A 16,731-nucleotide genomic window follows, 5' to 3' on the forward strand; every position below is an offset into this window, starting at 1 on the left:
GGCCATGACCCGCTGGGCAGCATTTCTCCTCGCACGCCGGTGGCTCGTGCTGATCGTGACCGTCACCGTGCTGGTGCTCGGCGGCGCATGGGGGCTGGGGGTCTTCCCTCATCTGAGGTTCGAGGGCTTCCTCGACGACGGGAGCGAAGCCGCGCACGTCACCCACCAGATCGAGGAGCACCTCGGACGCCGGGAGCCGGACATCGTCGCCCTCTACACCGCCCCACCCGGGCAGAGCATCGACGACATCGGACCGGAAGTGGTCGGGCACCTCGCCGCTCTCGATCGCACCCGGGTCGAGCGCGTCGACACCTACTGGACGGTGCCCGTCGTCGAGAAGCCGTACTTGCGCTCCGCCGATGGCACCCAAGCGCTCGCGACGGTGACCCTGCAGCGTTCCGGCTCGGGCGATCGGCCGCCGTACCACGATCTGCTGTCCGTGCTGCAGGTTCCCGGAGTCGACACCCAGCTGACCGGCAAGACCGTGGTCGACGATTCGTTCAACACGCAACTGAAGACCGACCTCGTCGTCGCCGAGTCGGTGTCGCTTCCGCTGACCCTGATTCTGCTGGTGATGGTCTTCGGCGGACTGACCGCCGCGGCGGTGCCGGTTCTCGTCGCCGCGCTGTCGGTGCTCAGCGCACTCGGAACGCTACGGCTGCTGACCATGTTCACCCAGGTCAACGCCTTTGCCCTCAACGTCACCTCCCTTCTGTGTCTCGGTCTTGCCATCGATTACGGACTGTTCATCGTCAGCCGGTTCCGGGAAGAACTCCGCTCCGGCGCCTCGCCGAACGACGCGGTTCGGCGAACCGTTCTCACCGCGGGCCGCACTGTGTGCTTTTCCGCGCTGCTGCTCGTGTGCGCCTTCGCCGGAATGCTCGTCTTTCCCCAGGAGGTGATCCGGTCGCTGGGTTTGGGCGCCATCTCGGCCGCCCTCGGCGCGGCGCTGCTGTCCTTGACCGCCGTGCCCGCGGCGCTGGCCGTCCTGGGTGCCCGGATCAACAGTCTGACCTGGCGCCGCGGTGCCGTCGAGCGCGGCGAGGTGCGAGCCCACCGATTCTGGGGAGCCGTCGCCGACCGGGTGATGCGCCATCCGCTGCGCGTCGCCGTCCCGATCACCCTGGTGCTGGTGGTGTTCGCGGCGCCGGTCCTTCTGACGCGGTTCGGCTCGATCAGCTACACCTCGCTGCCGCCCGGCAATCCGGTTCGCGCGGCCACCGAACACCTGGTCCAGGAATTTCGGTCCCCGGGTGGCGACATCACCGTCCTGGTGCACGGAACAGGCGGCTCACCCCCGCCCCTGCATGCGAGCCTCGGGTTCGTGGCGCAGGCGGATGCCGTCGACGGGGTCACCGGTGCGCAGCCCATCGCCACGACCTCGGATTTCACCGTCATCTCCGCGGCCGTGACCGACCGATCGGACGTCGAGCGCGCCAACGCGTCCATCGCGGCACTGCGCGAGCTGGCTCCGCCGGCAGGAACCCGGATCGAGGTCGGCGGACCGTTCGCCCTCGAGGCCGACAACAATCACGCGATCACCGAGGCGTTGCCCACCATGATCGCCGTCATGGTGGGCGCGACATTGCTGCTGCTGTTCCTGGCCTTCGGCACGGTGGTGCTGCCGGTCAAGGCGGTCGCCATGGCGGGACTGAGCCTCGGGGCGACCTTCGGTCTGCTGACCTGGGTCTTCCAGGAAGGACACGGCGCCGGTCTCATCGGCGTGGCTCCGGAGCCCGTCCAGCCCACCCTGGTCGTGTTGATCCTCGCCGTCGTGTTCGGCCTGTCGACCGATTACGAGATCTTCCTCATGTCGCGGATGGTCGAAGCGCATGCTGCGGGGGCGTCGACCGAGACGGCGGTGCACACCGGTACCGCCCTCACCGGTCGTGTCGTCACCTGCGCCGCGCTGATACTCGGTACGGTCACCGCGGCATTCGCGCTCTCTCCGATGACGATCATGCGGTTCATCGGCCTGGGAATGATCTTCGCCCTCGTCATCGACGCCACGCTGGTCCGCATGCTGCTGGTTCCCTCGCTGATCAAGCTGATGGGCGACGCGAACTGGTGGGCGCCGGCACCCCTGGCACGCCTGCACCGACGCATCATGCACGGATGGTCCGAGGACCGGGGCCCGCGCCACCGGGCCACTGCGAGGGGCCCGTCGACACCCGCTGCGGGCAGGCACCGGTCCTCCGTGGACAGGGGCGGACTACGCCGGAAAGGGTCTGCCCCGGACCGGGGAGCGGCCGCGATCGACCCGGTCCACCGGCCGCATCGGGGCGGACCCGACGACCCGGCACCCTCAGGTCAGGATCCCCTGGCGGAAGCAACCGACAGCCACGGCCCTACGTCGCCTGCACCAGCCGACGGATCGCGTTGAGCGGCAGCCGGATCCACTGTGGCCGGTGGCGGGCCTCGTACACCACCTCGTAGACGGCCTTGTCCAGTTCGTACGCGCGCAGCAGCGCGGCCGACTCGCGCGGATCCGCGCCGGACGCGCTCGCATAGCCGTCGCAGAACGCGGCGGAGTTGCGCTGCGCCCATTCCTGCGCCCGGAACTCGCGTTGCGCGGCGGCGGCCTCCGACGTCGCATCATGCAGGGAGTGGTGGGCCGCGTAGTCGAACGAGCGGAGCATCCCCGCCACGTCGCGCAGGGCGCTGTCCGGTTCCCGCCGTTCGTCGAGGGACTTGGCGGGCTCGCCCTCGAAATCGATGAGCAGCCAGTGTTCCGGGGTGCGCAGCACCTGCCCGAGGTGCAGGTCCCCGTGGACCCGCTGCACCGTGGTCGTGCCGGTGGCCGCCGCCTCCGCCAACCGCTCCCGCACCGCTGGGGCGAATTCCGCCAGTTCGGGTACGACGGCACCGGCCGCGTCCAGGCGGCGCAGCATGCCGTCGACGATCTCGCCGACGGGTCGCTGCGACGTCCCGAGGGACTGCGCCAGCAGCGCGTGCACCTCGGCCACGGCCGCGCCCATCCGCTGCGATTCGCCGGCGAAGTCCGTGCCCACCTCGTCCGCCCGCAGGTCGGCCTCGAGCAGCAGGTCCCGCACGCTGCCCAGAGCCATCGACCAGCCGTCGGCGGAGTTGGCCGCGAAGTCCTGCACCATCGCCAGAGTCGTGCGCACGCCGCCGATCTCGGCGTCGATCCACGCGCGCACGGGGGCGACCGACCGGCAGCCCGCCTCGCCGAGCGCGAGGTGCAGTTCCACGTCGGGGTTGACTCCCGGAGTGATCCGGCGGAAGAGCTTGAGCAGCAACTGCTCGCCCAGCACGACGGAGGTGTTGGACTGCTCGGCGCTGAGCGCCCGCCCGCGCAGTCCCTCCTCGATGACCGTGCCGGGCACGGTGTGCAGCTCGACCGGGCCGTACACCTGCCCGGTGGCGATCGAGTGCGCGTACAGGTCGATGATCTCCTGGTCGCGCAGGCCGTCGTAGGCGTGGGGGCGGTCGTCGCCGCTCCCGTCGGGCCGCGGCAGCGCCCAGGGCGCCAGCTCGTCGGGCAGGTGCGGGCGATACCCGAGCGGCACCTGGTAGATCTGCTCGGCGCCGGATTCGAACTCGACGGTCACCAGCAGGTGGTCCGCTCCGAACGCGGGGGTGTCGGTGAGCGGTTCCCGCAGCATGATCCGGACGGCGGCGACGGTCCTGCCCTTGGCGGCGAACCAGCGTTGGTGGGGAAGCCACTCGGCCAGCAGGGCCTCGAGCTCCGCATCGGGGTAGTGCTGCACGTTCGGATCCCTCATGGCTGCACCGCCGCCTCGGCTTCGCTGCTCACCGGATGTTCGCCGACGCCTTCCTTCGTCGGATCGGGCTGCAGCGCGAACCAATAGAAACCGTGACCGGGCAGGGTGATCATGTACCCCTCCTCCGTGATCGGTGGGAACGGGACGGAACCGGTGAGCTCCACCGGAATCCACCCTGCGAACCGGGACAGGTCCAGGATGACGGCCTGGGGATACCGGGACAGGTTGTTCACACACAGGATGACGTCGCTGTAGTTGCGGTCCGGGCCGAGCGGCATCTCCCGCAGGTACGACAGGACGGCCGGGTTGGCGCTGCCCAGTTCGGTGAAGGCGGCCTTGCCGAACGCCGGATGCTGCTTGCGGACCTGGATCATCCGGCGCGTCCAGTGCAGCAGCGTGTTCGTCGAGTTCATCTGCCGCTCGACGTTCACGGACTGATAGCCGTAGGTCGGATCCATGATCGTCGGCAGGTACAGCCGCGCGGGGTCCGCCCGCGAGAAGCCCGCGTTGCGGTCGGGTGTCCACTGCATCGGCGTGCGCACGGCGTCGCGGTCGCCGAGCCAGATGTTGTCGCCCATCCCGATCTCGTCGCCGTAGTAGAGCACCGGCGAGCCGGGCAGGCTCAACAGCAGAGCCGTGAACAGCTCGAGCTGGTTGCGGTCGTTCTCGAGCAGCGGGGCCAGCCGGCGCCGGATGCCGATGTTCGCCCGCATCCGCGGGTCGGTGACGTACTCGGCATACATGTAGTCACGTTCTTCGTCCGTGACCATCTCGAGGGTCAGCTCGTCGTGGTTGCGCAGGAAGATGCCCCACTGCGCACTGCTCGGAATCGGCGGCGTCTGGGCGAGGATCTCGGAGATGGGGAACCGGTTCTGGCGCCGCACCGCCATGAAGATGCGCGGCATGAGCGGGAAGTGGAACGCCATGTGGCACTCGTCGCCGACCTCCGGCTCGCCGAAGTACTCCACCACGTCGCTGGGCCACTGGTTCGCCTCCGCCAGCAGCACCCGGCCCGGATACTCCGCGTCGATCACCGCGCGGCACTTCTTCAGGAACGCGTGTGTCTCGGGCAGGTTCTCGCAGTTGGTGCCCTCGCGTTCGAACAGGTAGGGCACCGCGTCGAGCCGGAACCCGTCGATCCCCAGGTCGAGCCAGAACCGCAGGACGTCGATCATCGCGTCCTGCACCTCGGGATTGTCGTAGTTCAGGTCCGGCTGATGCGAGAAGAACCGGTGCCAGTAGTACTGCTTGCGCACCGGATCCCACGTCCAGTTGGAGGATTCGGTGTCGACGAAGATGATGCGCGCATCCGGGTAGCGCTCGTCGGTGTCGGACCACACGTAGAAGTCGCCGTAGGGGCCGTCCGGGTCCGTACGCGACTCCTGGAACCACGCGTGCGTGTCGGACGTGTGGTTCATGACCAGGTCGGTGATCACGCGGATGCCGCGCTTGTGCGCCTCGTCGAGGAACGTGACGAAGTCGTCGACCGTGCCGAACTCCGGGAGCACCGCCCGGAAGTCCCGGATGTCGTACCCGCCGTCGCGCAGCGGGGAGTCGTAGAACGGTGGCAGCCAGATACAGTCGGCGCCCAGCCAGGCGATGTAGTCGAGCTTCTCGGTCAGCCCGCGCAGATCACCCGTCCCGTCGTGGTTCGAGTCGTTGAAGGCGCGCACCAGGACCTCGTAGAACACCGCGGTCTTGAACCAGTCGGGATCCACCGCGAGGTTTCTGGCATGGGAGAAGTCCTCGGACCGGGCCTCGACGAGATGGCCGTCGGCTGTGTGTTCCGGTTCGTTCGACCGGTCCCTGGACTCGTGTGAACCTTCGAGCGGCATAACACCTCGGCGATCGTCTCGGCGGTACGGACAGTGTTCTCGGTTCGTTCCGATCGTAGGGGGGTCGGCGCCGTCGCGCTGGCAATGCGGACTCGCCCCGGGCCCCCGATGTGCACCCTCGCGGAGGCTCGGGTAGGGTGTCCGTCATGCAGCGTGCATATTTCTGGTTTAGCAGGCCGGCCCGGGGTGGGTCGGTCGGCGTAACCGCGCGCTGACTTCACCACCTACGAGCCGGACACGGACCGGCTCGCTGGGATCTTTCAGGTTCAGCCAGGGTCGGCCCGGGAACAGGAACCGAACCCCGATGACCACCAGCACCTCCATCTCCACCGCGAATCTCGACGAACAGCGGACCGTGCGGATCAGCCCGCTCGTCGCCCCGGCCGTCGTCCGCGGCGAGCACGCCCCCGACGAGGTGGCCGCCGCCACCGTGCGCTCGGGCCGCGCCGACACCGTGGCGATCCTCGACGGCACCGACGACCGGCTGCTCGTCGTGGTCGGGCCGTGCTCGGTGCACGACCCCGCCGCCGCGATGGACTACGCGCGCCGCCTCGCCGCCAAGGCCGACGACCTGCGCGACGACCTGCACGTGGTGATGCGGGTGTACTTCGAGAAGCCGCGCACCACCCTCGGGTGGAAGGGCCTGCTCAACGACCCGCACCTCGACGGCACCTACGACATCAACACCGGTCTGCGCATCGGCCGCAAGCTGCTGCTCGACGTGTCCGGCCTCGGACTGCCGGTCGGGTGCGAGTTCCTCGACCCGATCCTGCCGCAGTACTACGCGGATCTGGTCACCTACGGCGCGATCGGTGCCCGCACCGCGGCCAGCCAGGTGCACCGGCAACTGTGCAGCGCCCTGTCCATGCCGGTGGGCATCAAGAACTCCACCGAGGGCGACGTGCAGGTCGCCGTCGACGGCACCCGCGCCGCCGCCGCGAGCCACGTGTTCCCCGGCACCGATCTCGACGGGCAGGCCGCGCTCATCGAGACCGTCGGCAACCCCGACTGCCATGTCATCCTGCGCGGCGGCTCCGCCGGCCCCAACTACGACGCCGGGACGGTCGCCGACACCATGGCCCGGCTGCGCAAGGCCGGTCTGCCCGAGCGCGTCGTGATCGACGCGAGCCACGGCAACAGCAGCAAGAACCACGAGAAGCAGATCGACGTCGTCACCGACATCGCCGAGCGGCTCGTCGCGGGCGAGAAGGGCATCGTCGGTGTGATGCTGGAGAGCTTCCTCGAGGCGGGCCGGCAGGACCTGACCCTGGGCCGGTCCGACGAGCTCGAGTACGGCAAGTCGATCACCGACGCGTGCCTCGACTGGGCCACCACGGCCGACCAGCTCGACCGGCTGGCCGACGCGGTGCGCCGCCGGCGCGCCTGATCGCCACCCCCCTTTTCCCGCTCCGCTCCCCGAGCGAATGGATCATGCCGTCGGACTGATCGAGTGAGCGATACATTCGCTCGGGGAGCGGAGCGGAGGGCGAGTCAGCGCAGGGGAGTGAAGTCCCGGCTGCCGAGGTAGTCCGGCCGCGGACGCGGCGCCGAGAACGGCTCGACGAGCGCGTTCTCGACACTGTTGAACACCACGAACAGATTCGACCGGGGGAACGGGGTGATGTTGCCGTTCGAGCCGTGCATGCAGTTCGCGTCGAACACCGTGGCCGAACCGGCCGAGCCGGTGAACGTGGCGATGCCGTGCTCGGCGGCCATCGAGGTCAGCGTGTCCTCGTCGGGCGAACCGGTGGGGGGCACGTGCGTGACGAGGGACTGCCGGTAGTAGTCGTCGGGGGTGGTACCGGCGCACGAGACGAAGGTCCGGTGCGAACCGGGCATGATCATCAAACCGCCGTTGTAACCGTAGTTCTCGGTCAGCGCGACGGAGATGCTCAGCGCCCGCGGACGCGGCATCCCGTCCTCGGCGTGCCAGGTCTCGAAATCGGAGTGCCAGTAGAACGGTCCGCCGCGGAATCCCGGCTTGACGTTCAGCCTCGACTGGTGGAGGTAGACCTCCGAGCCGAGGAGTTGGCGGGCGATACCGGCGATCTCCGGCCGCCGGACGATCTCGGCGACCGTGCCGGAGAGGCGGTGCACGTCGAACACGGAGCGCACGTCCCCGCTTCCCGCCTCCCGCACGACCCGCTCGTCGTCGGCCAGATCCCGGCCCAGACGTGCCGTCTCGTCGAGCAGATTTCCGACGTCGTGCGCCGGCAGGAGCGCGTCGACGGTGTGGAACCCGCGCCGGTCGTACTCGGCGACGGCCGGGGCGTCCAGCGGCCCCGTTGCCGATCCCCACACCACCGGATCCGGCCGGGACACGCTCACGCAGTTCGTGCGGTTCCGGGTCGGGTAGTCGTCGATGACGGCCGTCTGCATTGTTGCGAATCACCCTCTCGAAGTCGATGACGGTTCCTTCCGACGCTCTCACTCACCGTGGGCGGATGCAACCCGTCGCGGAGATCCGCGGCACAAACATGCGCAACCCCGCATGCGCCGGGAGTAGGGTCCCCCGTGGCCGCCGCCGCACAACAGGATGAGGGGATCATGACCGAGACGATGCGCGCCGCGCGTTTTCACGCGGACACCAGAACGAATGTGCTGGAAGATGTTCCGACTCCGTCGCCGGGCCCCGGCGAGGTGCTCGTCAAGGTGGCCTTCTGCGGCATCTGCCACTCGGACCTGAGCCTGCTCGACGGCACCTTCCCGGCCCTGCTGCCGGTGGTCACCCAGGGCCACGAAGCCGCCGGGACCATCGCCGCCGTCGGGGACGGCGTGACCGGGTGGGAGGTCGGGGACCGCGTCGTGCCCTCGGCTGGACGACCGTGCATGCAGTGCCGCAAGTGCCGGCGCGGCGACCTGACCAACTGCCTGAATATCCAGTTGATGGCCTTCGCGTACGACGGCGCCTGGGCCGAGTACACCGTCGCGCAGGCGGGCGGTCTCACCCTCGTGCCCGACAACGTCCCGCTCGAGCAGGCGGCGATCCTCGCCGACGCGGTGTCCACGCCGTTCGGCGCGGTCGTGCGCACCGGGCAGGTGCAGGTGGGTGAGGCCGTCGGCGTGTGGGGGGTCGGCGGGGTGGGCACCCACATCGTGCAGCTCGCCCGGCTGATCGGTGCCGTGCCGGTCCTCGCGTTCGACATCAACCCCGCGGTGCGGGAGCGGGCCCTCGAACTCGGCGCCGACTACGCGTTCGACTCCCGCGACCCGGACCTGGTGCAGAGGGTCGCCGAGGCGACCGGCGGGAAGATGCTCGACGTGGCCTTCGACTCGGCGGGCGTGAAGGTCACCTTCGACCAGGCCCTGCAGTGCGTGATGACGGGTGGCCGCGTCGTGGTCGTCGGGCTGAGCGGGCAGGAGGCCTCCCTGGGCCCCACCGCCACGTTCGGACTGTCGCGCAAGCACGTCATGGGCCACCTCGGTTACAAGAATGTCGACATCGAGACGCTCGCCGCGCTCGTCTCCCGCGGACGCCTCGACATCTCCCGCTCGATCAGCGAGATCGTGCCGCTGGAGAACATCGCCGAGGGCATCGAGAAGCTGCACAACCACATCGGGGATCCGATCCGGATCCTCGTTCAGCCCTGACCTGTCGGAGTCTCGTCGTACCGTCGCCGCATGGGTTACGAATTCCAGGTGACGGTCGATTCCAACAGCCCGCACACGCTGGCGAAATGGTGGGCGGCCGCGCTGGGCTGGCGGGTGGAGCCGAGCAACGAGGACTTCATCCGCGGCCTGGTCGCGGCCGGCCACGCCAGCGAGGAGGACACCGAGATCTTCGAGGGCGTCCTGGTCTGGAAGGCGGGCGCCGCGATCTCCGATCCCGAGGTGCCCGCGCGTCCGCGCGTGCTCTTCCAGCGGGTGCCCGAGGGCAAGACGGTGAAGAACCGGCTGCACTTCGACATCCGGGCCGGGGAGGACCGTGAGGCGCTCGCCGGGCGGCTCGTCGAGGCGGGCGCGACCGTCCTGCACCGGGGCCGGCAGGGGCCGAGTGAGTGGATCACCATGACCGACCCGGAGGGCAACGAGTTCTGCGTGGCGTGAACCGGCGGACCTACCGATACGCGCGCGGGGTCTTGCCCGTCCATCGCTTGAAGGCACGCCGGAACGCGCTCGGCTCGGAGAAGCCGAGGCGGGCCGACAGCGCGTCCACCGGTTCGCCGCGGCGCAGCCCGGCGATCGCCGTGTCGCGCAGCACCTCCTCGCGCAACTGCCCGAGCGAGGTGCCCTCCTGCCGGAGCAGGCGCCGCAGATGGGGTGCGCTCACCGACAGCATCTCCGCGACTTCCTCGGCGGTCGCCGTGCGTCCCTCGATGCCCGACTCGAAGATCCGCCGCACCTGCGACGCGGCGGTGGAGTCGTAGTCGCGTTCCGACATCATCAGATTCGGCGATTCGCGCAGATAGTCCTCGAGCGTCTCCTCGGTCTGGACGATGGGCGACCGCAGTGCCGCGTTGTCGATCTCGAGCGCCGCCCCGTCGGCGTCGAAGGTGACCGGCACCCCGAAGATCGCGTCGTAGTTCTTGGCGAGCACCGGATCGGGCTCGCCGTAGGGAACCGTGACCGACGCCAGCCGTACTCGTCCGCCGACGAGCCAGGCCGCGAAGCGGTGCAGCAGGATGAGCAGGAAATCGATGATGACACGGGTCTTGTCGTCGCACGGCTCCGGCAGCACCACCTCGAGCCGGGTCGTCTGCGGGCCCGGCGTCAGCCGCAGTCTCGGCAGCGTCGGCAGCACGCGGTTGACCTCGATCATCCGTTCGAGGGCCTGCGCCAGGTCCCGGCAGTGGATCAGCGTCAGGCACATCACCCGGAAGGTGCCGCGGGGCACCGGCCCCGGCCCGAGGCCGAACAACTCGTCACCGGTGAGCTCCCAGGTCTTCTGCGTGAACCGGGTGACCTGTTCGGGGGTGAGACGCGCGTGCGGGTGTGCGAGCACCGCGCGACTGATCCGGGCCGCATCCAGGGCCGGGGCCAGATCCACGCCGTTCGCCGCGGCGAGAACCACCGAGCGGCGCACGAAGTCGGAGGGAATGGTGGCGGGGGCGGTCATGTTCAGCCGTGCTCCCGCAGGCTGCGCAGCCGCCGGACGCCCTCGAGGAGGACGTCGTCGCGCTTGCAGAACGCGAAGCGCACCAGATGATTCCACTGCTGGGGGTCGTCGACGAAGGCGCTGACCGGGACCGCGGCCACCCCGATGCGTTCGGGCAGGGTCCGGCAGAAGGCGACACCGTCCGTCGCGCCAAAAGGGGTGATGTCCGCGCACACGAAATACGTTCCGGCCGAGTCCAATACACCGAATCCGGCGTCGGCGAGGGCGCCGGAGAGCAGGTCGCGCCTGCGCTGCAGATCGTCGCGCTGGGCGGCGATCCACGGCTGCTCGTGGGTCAGCGCGTACGCGACGGCGGGCTGGAACGGCGCCCCGGCGACGAACGACATGAACTGTTTCGCCGCGCGCACCCCGTCGATCAGTTCGCGGGGGCCGAGCGCCCACCCGATCTTCCAGCCGGTGACGTTGAACGTCTTCGCGGCGCTGGACACGGTGACGGTGCGTTCGGCCATGCCGGGCAGCGATGCGAGCGGCCGGTGCCGGCGGCCGTCGAACACCAGGTGCTCGTACACCTCGTCGGACAGCACCAGCAGGTCCCGCTCACAGGCCAGTTCCGCGAGCGCGCCGAGCGCCGCGTCGTCGTAGACCGTGCCCGTCGGGTTGTGCGGGGTGTTGACCACCAGCATGCGGGTGCGCTCGGTGACCGCGGCGCGCAGCGCGTCCACGTCCAGGACGAACCCGGACCCCGCGCGGGCGAGCGGCACCGTGCGGCGGCTCGCCCCCGCCAGCGCCACGGACGCGGCGTAGGAGTCGTAGTAGGGCTCGGTGAGCAGCACCTCGTCGCCGGGTTCGACGAGACCGAGGATGGCGGCGCTGATCGCCTCGGTGGCGCCGACGGTGACGAGGACCTCGGTGTCGGGGTCGTGCTCGAGCCCGTACCGGGCGGCGCGGTCCGCTGCGATCGCCCGGCGCAACTCGGGCGTGCCCGGCCCGGGCGGGTACTGGTTGACGCCGTCGGCGATGGCCTGACGCGCGACGTCCAGCATCGCGCGGGGGCCGTCCGTGTCGGGAAAACCCTGGCCGAGGTTCACGGCGTCGTGCGTAACGGCCAGGGCGGTCATCTCGGCGAAGATCGTGGACGCGAACGGGCGCAGCCTGCGGACGGTGCGGACCCGATGTGAGGACGCGATTTCTGCCATTTCTGCAGCTTAGCCGCGCCCTTCCCGGCCCCCGGCAGCGGTCGTGTCACATCCGGCGGGGCTGTCTCGTCCAAAGGATGAACGGTCCCGCTCGGGACCCGAGGAACGGAGAAGGTCATGGCGCGCATTCCCGCGGTGACACCGGCCGAGGCCGGCGTCACGACGAAGATCGCCTACCGGGTGGCCCGGCGCCGCTTCGGGGAGGTGCCCGAGCCGTTCGCCGTCTACGCCCACCATCCGGCGTTGATGCGGGCGAGTGCCGTGCACGAGATGCTCGTCGAGCGTGCCTCGACGGTGCTGCCGTCGCACGTCCGCGAGCTCGCGGTGTACCGGGTGGCCTGGAGCGTCGGGTGCTCCTGGTGCGTCGACTTCGGCGCGATGCTGCAGCGGCTCGACGGGCTCGACGTGGACCGCCTCGAGCACATCGCCGACTACGCGACCTCCGACGCCTACAGCGACGACGAGCGTGCGGCGATCGCGTACGCCGACGCGATGACGGGAGCCGGTGGTGCGGCCGTCGCGGTGACGGACGAGCAGGTCGCCGACCTCGAGCGTCGCTTCGGGCGGGCCGGGGTGGTGGAACTGACGTACCAGATCGCGCTCGAGAACATGCGGGCCCGGATGAACTCGGCCCTGGGCATCCACGAGCAGGGTTTCAGCACCGACGCGTGCCGGGTGCCGTGGCTGCAGGACGACGCGACTCAGGGCAGCACGAGCTGACCGATGGGACCCGGATTCCAGGCGATCTCCCACCGGAATCCGTCGGGGTCCGCGAAATACCCTGTGTAGCCGCCCCACTCGCGTTCGACCGCGTCGGAGACCGGATCGGCTCCGGCGCGGCGGGCGGTGTCCAGCACCCGGTCGACATCCGCTCGGTCGGCGACGTTGTGGGCGAGCGTCACGGGCGGGACGCCGCCCCGCTGCACGGGGCCGACCTCGGCCGCGAACTGCCGTTCGTCCCACAGGGACAGGACGAGGTGCGGGCCGACCTGGATCATCACCACCTCGCCGGGCACGTCGACAACCGGGGTCCAGCCGAGTCCGTCGACGTAGAAGCGCCGGGTGCGATCGAGGTCCGCGACGGCGAGAGTGACGAAGCTCAGTCGTTGCTCCATGGCCGAAGCCTAGGCGTGTCCGTCCCGGACACGCGAGTCCGGATGGGCGACACTGTTCGTGGTGTCTCGTTCGCGGACCCGACCGCGGCCGGACACGGATACTGGGAGGCGCCATGGCCGGTGGTTTCGTGCCTGTTCCGGACTGGTTCAGCTGGGAGAATCACGACTGCGGCGTCGCCATCGCCGACATCGACGGTGACGGCGCACCGGACGTCGTCGCTCTCATGATCGACAACCCGCGAGAGCAGAACACCGGCTGGTACCGGGTCGGACACGGGCTGGTCGCCGACGGAACGGTGCGCAACTGGGAGTCCTGGATCCCCGTTCCCGATTGGTGGGGCTGGGAGAACCAGGGCGCCGGTATCGCCGTCGCGGACCTCGGCGGTACCGGCTCGCTCGACCTCGTCGTCTTCGTCGTCGACAACCCGCCCGGTCAGAATTCCGGATACTTCCGCATCGGCCGCGACCTGGCCGCCGACGGAACGGTCACGGGAGGGTGGACGCCGTGGATCGCGGTGCCGGACTGGTACGGGTGGGAGAACCAGGGCGCCGACATCGCGATCGCCGACCTCGACGGCCTGCCCACCCTCGTGGTCTTCGTCGTCGACAACCCGCCCGGCCAGAACAGCGGACAGTTTCGGCTGGGCCGGGGGTTGACTCCGGAGGGAACGCTGACCGCCGGCTGGACGCCCTGGGTGCCCGTGCCGGACTGGTACGGCTGGGAGAACCAGGGTGCGGGCATCGCCGTCACCGACCTCGACGGCGACGGCCGGCCCGAACTGATCGTGCTCGCCGTCGACAATCCGCCGGGGGAGAACGGTGGTCACTACACGATCGGCTGGGGTCTGGACGGATCCGGTCACGCCCTCGACGGCTGGAGTGTGTGGTCCACCATCCCGGCATGGGGCTTCTGGGAAAACCAGGGTGCGGCAGCCGCAGTGCTGGATCGGGGCGACGGTTCCCGGCCCGAACTGGTCGTACTCGCGACGGACAACCCACCGCAGCGCAACACCGGATACCTCCGCGTGGTCGAACTCGTCACGGACGTCGACGAGGCGCCCGGCATGGGCCTCTGGCGGCTGCTCGACTTCGGCACCGAGATCAACCCCGTGCACGCGGCGCTGCTGCACACCGGGGACGTGCTCTTCTTCGCAGGCTCCGGGAACGATCCCGACCACCATGCGGCGCACCGATTCCGCACCAGAGTCTGGCACTATCCCGCTCCCGAACTCGACGCTCCGCCCACACCGATCGACCTGTTCTGCGTCGGGCAGGCGTTTCTTCCCGACGGGCGCCTTCTCGCGGCCGGGGGCACCGAACGGTACGACCCGTTCTACGGTCTGAAGGACGCGCTCGTCTTCGATCCGGTCACGGGGGAGTGGTCGGCGACCGCCGACATGACGTACGGGCGGTGGTACCCGACGCTGGTCACCCTCGGCGACGGGGACGTGGTCGCGGTGTCCGGACTCGGCGCCGACAACCATCTTTCGGTCGTCCCCGAGCGGTACGCCGCGGCGACCGGGACGTGGTCGGAACTGCCGTCGCCGGGCCCGATCCCGATGTATGCGCACCTGTTCCTGCTCGCGGACGGCCGGATCTTCTATTCCGGAGGCCAATACGGCGGTAACAACGGCATGCGGCCGTCCGTGTGGGATCCCGATACGGGCCACGTCACCGCCGTGGCCGGCCTGGCCGTGCCCGGTTCCCGTAATCAGGCGGCGAGCGTGCTGCTACCGCCGGCCCAGCAGCAGAAGGTCATGATCCTCGGCGGCGGGGGATTCGACCTACACAGTCCTGCACCTGCACTCGCCGACACGCGGATCGTCGACCTCACCGACCCGGAGCCCACCTATCGGCCCGGTCCCCCGATGGCCCATGCCCGCATGCATCTGAGCGCGGTGCTGCTCCCGGACCGCACGGTGCTCGCCACGGGCGGTTCGGCGGTGGAGGAGACGGCGCACGGCGCACCGCCCCATGCGGAGATCTACCGGCCCACCACCGGCGTGTGGACGCACACCGCGCCTTCTCGGGTGCCCCGGCTCTACCACTCGGTCGCCTTGCTGACCCCCGACGGGAAAGTGGTCACCGCCGGCTCGAATCCGGCCCGCAAAACGGAGGACCTCCGTATCGAAATCTACTGGCCCCCTTATCTGTTCCACGGCGACCGGCCGGCCCTCGAGCTGGCCGCCACGGAGGGCGGATACGGGGGAACCGTTGCCGCGACCGTGCACACGCGCGGCGCTCTGCAGACGGTGGGTCTGGTCCGTCCGGGCGCCTGCACCCACTCGTGCGACAGCGAGCAACGCCTGGTCGACGTCGCGTTCACCGCCGGAGCGGGTGGATCGGTCACGCTGCATCTGCCCACCGACCCCAACCTCGCGCCGCCGGGGTGGTACCTCGTGTTCGCGGTCGACGAGCACGAGGTGCCGTCGATCGGCCGATGGCTGCACCTGGGGTGAAACCGCTCGCACCGTATGGTCGGCGGATTCGGCCCGGTTCGCTACGCTCGGTCGTCGTCCCCGCGGTCGAGCAGGACGCCGCGGAGCTTGTCGGGATTCGCCATGTCGTAGGCCGCCCAGACCCGCCCGTTGCGGACCGTGCAGCCGACGACCCGGCCGGCGAAGGCCCGGTGGGTCTCGTCGCCGGGGGCGCCCGCGCTGACGAACCCGAGTTCGCCGTTGACGAGCGCCGGTGTGCCGGCCAGGAACGCCTCGGCGCCGTAGCGCTGCATCAGGCCGAGGAAGAACCGGGCGAACCGCTCCGCGCCGACGACGACATTGACGGCCGTGCGGGTCACTCCGTTGGCGTCCCCGATCACCCGGGCATCGGGATCGAGCGCCGCGACCACCGCCGCGAGGTCCCCGGAGGCGAGGGCGGTCATCAGCCGCTGCACCGCCTCGACGTGCTCGGCGGCCGGCACGGGTGGCGGCGCGGCCGCGACGGCCCGCCTACCGCGGGAGGCGAGCTGGCGCGCGGACGCCGGCGTGACGTCGAGAATGCCGGCAATCTCGTCGAACGGCACGGCGAACCCGTCGTGCAGGACGAAGGCGACGCGCTGGGCGGGGGTGAGCGTGTCCAGCACGACCATCGCCGCCATCCTGCTGTCTTCCTGCCGCACCACGGATTCCAGTGGATCCGGGGGCGTCGATCCGCCGAGCGGGGTGACGATCGGTTCGGGCAGCCACTGGCCGACGTAGTTCTCGCGGCGTGCCGTCGCCGAACGCAGCCGGTCGAGGCACAGGCGTCCGACGACGGTGGTCAGCCACGCCCGCAGATCGTCGATCCGGTCGGTGTCGGTGCCGTCGAGGCGCAGCCACGCGTCCTGGACCGCGTCCTCGGCGTCGGCGACGCTGCCCGTCAGCCGGTAGGCGACGGAGAGCAGATGTGGCCGATGCTGCTCGAAGGCGTCGGCGAGCACGGCGGTGCGCATGGGGCGATCGTACCGACCGACGGCGGGATCGCGACCTGTACGGCACCGGATCGGACATGTCAAGGGATCCGCACACGGATGCGCCGAAGCGTTGACCCGTCGCGGCTGCCCGGGACAGACTTCCGGAGTCCGATCGCCGCAGAAGGAGTCCACCGTGTACGAGTGTCCGGACTGTTGTCGCTGACCCTCCCGGTGTAGCCCGGCGTGCCGGCCCGTCCGGCCGGCCGCCGTCGCGCGATCTTCCGTTGCCGCACCGCGAATCCCGGTGTCGCGTACGCCTTCACTGTCGCCGCGCGCCGCATTTCTCCGTGCCCGCCGTGTCGGGCCTCTTCGTCGAACGTAAGGGACAACTC

Annotated in this window: 13 protein-coding genes; 6 read left to right on the plus strand and 7 right to left on the minus strand. The window is 70.0% G+C overall.

Going from position 1 to position 16,731, the window contains the following annotated elements; all coding sequences use genetic code 11:
- Positions 1–4: 4 nt before the first annotated feature.
- The gene (locus ACWPOB_RS02910) at positions 5–2,383 is read left to right on the plus strand and encodes an MMPL family transporter (RefSeq protein WP_455399841.1); all 2,379 of its coding nucleotides are present in this window, start codon (positions 5–7) and stop codon (positions 2,381–2,383) included.
- Here ACWPOB_RS02910 and ACWPOB_RS02915 read toward each other — a convergent pair.
- Together ACWPOB_RS02915 and treS are read right to left on the minus strand one after the other, a co-directional pair.
- Positions 2,349–3,746 (minus strand): maltokinase N-terminal cap-like domain-containing protein, encoded by a 1,398-nt coding sequence (locus tag ACWPOB_RS02915; RefSeq protein WP_455399842.1) that lies wholly within the window; start codon positions 3,744–3,746, stop codon positions 2,349–2,351. The genes ACWPOB_RS02910 and ACWPOB_RS02915 overlap by 35 nt on opposite strands.
- Positions 3,743–5,581 (minus strand): maltose alpha-D-glucosyltransferase, encoded by a 1,839-nt coding sequence (treS, locus tag ACWPOB_RS02920; protein WP_100056317.1) that lies wholly within the window; start codon positions 5,579–5,581, stop codon positions 3,743–3,745. Before treS ends, ACWPOB_RS02915 begins: the two co-directional genes overlap by 4 nt.
- Positions 5,582–5,885: 304 nt before the next feature.
- Between treS and ACWPOB_RS02925 the strand changes: the two genes are divergently transcribed.
- Complete coding sequence (locus tag ACWPOB_RS02925; protein WP_100056316.1) at positions 5,886–6,968, plus strand: 3-deoxy-7-phosphoheptulonate synthase; 1,083 nt, start codon at positions 5,886–5,888, stop codon at positions 6,966–6,968.
- Positions 6,969–7,072: 104 nt separating this feature from the next.
- Here ACWPOB_RS02925 and thpD read toward each other — a convergent pair whose 3' ends face one another.
- A complete protein-coding gene (gene thpD / locus ACWPOB_RS02930) occupies positions 7,073–7,960 on the minus strand; it encodes an ectoine hydroxylase (protein ID WP_100056315.1) in 888 nt (295 codons plus the stop codon).
- 168 nt (positions 7,961–8,128) lie between these two features.
- Between thpD and ACWPOB_RS02935 the strand changes: the two genes are divergently transcribed.
- The gene (locus ACWPOB_RS02935; RefSeq protein ID WP_455399843.1) at positions 8,129–9,172 is read left to right on the plus strand and encodes a zinc-binding dehydrogenase; all 1,044 of its coding nucleotides are present in this window, start codon (positions 8,129–8,131) and stop codon (positions 9,170–9,172) included.
- Positions 9,173–9,202: 30 nt separating this feature from the next.
- Positions 9,203–9,628: a VOC family protein gene (locus ACWPOB_RS02940; protein ID WP_100056313.1), complete on the plus strand. Its 426-nt coding sequence runs from the start codon at positions 9,203–9,205 to the stop codon at positions 9,626–9,628.
- Positions 9,629–9,638: 10 nt separating this feature from the next.
- Here ACWPOB_RS02940 and ACWPOB_RS02945 read toward each other — a convergent pair whose 3' ends face one another.
- Both ACWPOB_RS02945 and ACWPOB_RS02950 read right to left on the minus strand, forming a co-directional pair.
- Positions 9,639–10,637 (minus strand): AraC family transcriptional regulator, encoded by a 999-nt coding sequence (locus tag ACWPOB_RS02945; protein ID WP_006931106.1) that lies wholly within the window; start codon positions 10,635–10,637, stop codon positions 9,639–9,641.
- Between the two features lie 2 nt (positions 10,638–10,639).
- Positions 10,640–11,833, minus strand: coding sequence for a pyridoxal phosphate-dependent aminotransferase (locus ACWPOB_RS02950; protein ID WP_100056312.1), 1,194 nt, complete (start codon positions 11,831–11,833; stop codon positions 10,640–10,642).
- A 117-nt stretch (positions 11,834–11,950) separates the two neighbouring features.
- Here ACWPOB_RS02950 and ACWPOB_RS02955 point away from each other — a divergent pair, with 117 nt between their 5' ends.
- Positions 11,951–12,553: a carboxymuconolactone decarboxylase family protein gene (locus ACWPOB_RS02955; protein WP_100056311.1), complete on the plus strand. Its 603-nt coding sequence runs from the start codon at positions 11,951–11,953 to the stop codon at positions 12,551–12,553.
- Here ACWPOB_RS02955 and ACWPOB_RS02960 read toward each other — a convergent pair.
- Positions 12,535–12,948: a VOC family protein gene (locus tag ACWPOB_RS02960; protein ID WP_100056310.1), complete on the minus strand. Its 414-nt coding sequence runs from the start codon at positions 12,946–12,948 to the stop codon at positions 12,535–12,537. The two genes, ACWPOB_RS02955 and ACWPOB_RS02960, sit on opposite strands and share 19 nt — an antisense overlap.
- A gap of 113 nt (positions 12,949–13,061) precedes the next feature.
- Between ACWPOB_RS02960 and ACWPOB_RS02965 the strand changes: the two genes are divergently transcribed.
- Positions 13,062–15,407: a galactose oxidase-like domain-containing protein gene (locus tag ACWPOB_RS02965; protein ID WP_455399844.1), complete on the plus strand. Its 2,346-nt coding sequence runs from the start codon at positions 13,062–13,064 to the stop codon at positions 15,405–15,407.
- A 41-nt stretch (positions 15,408–15,448) separates the two neighbouring features.
- Here the strand turns inward: ACWPOB_RS02965 and ACWPOB_RS02970 are convergent, their stop codons facing one another.
- Positions 15,449–16,378 carry a sigma-70 family RNA polymerase sigma factor gene (locus tag ACWPOB_RS02970; protein WP_455399845.1) on the minus strand — a complete coding sequence of 310 codons (930 nt, stop codon included), beginning with the start codon at positions 16,376–16,378 and terminating at the stop codon, positions 15,449–15,451.
- Positions 16,379–16,731 lie beyond the last annotated feature (353 nt).

The organism is Rhodococcus sp. 2H158, assembly GCF_053764755.1.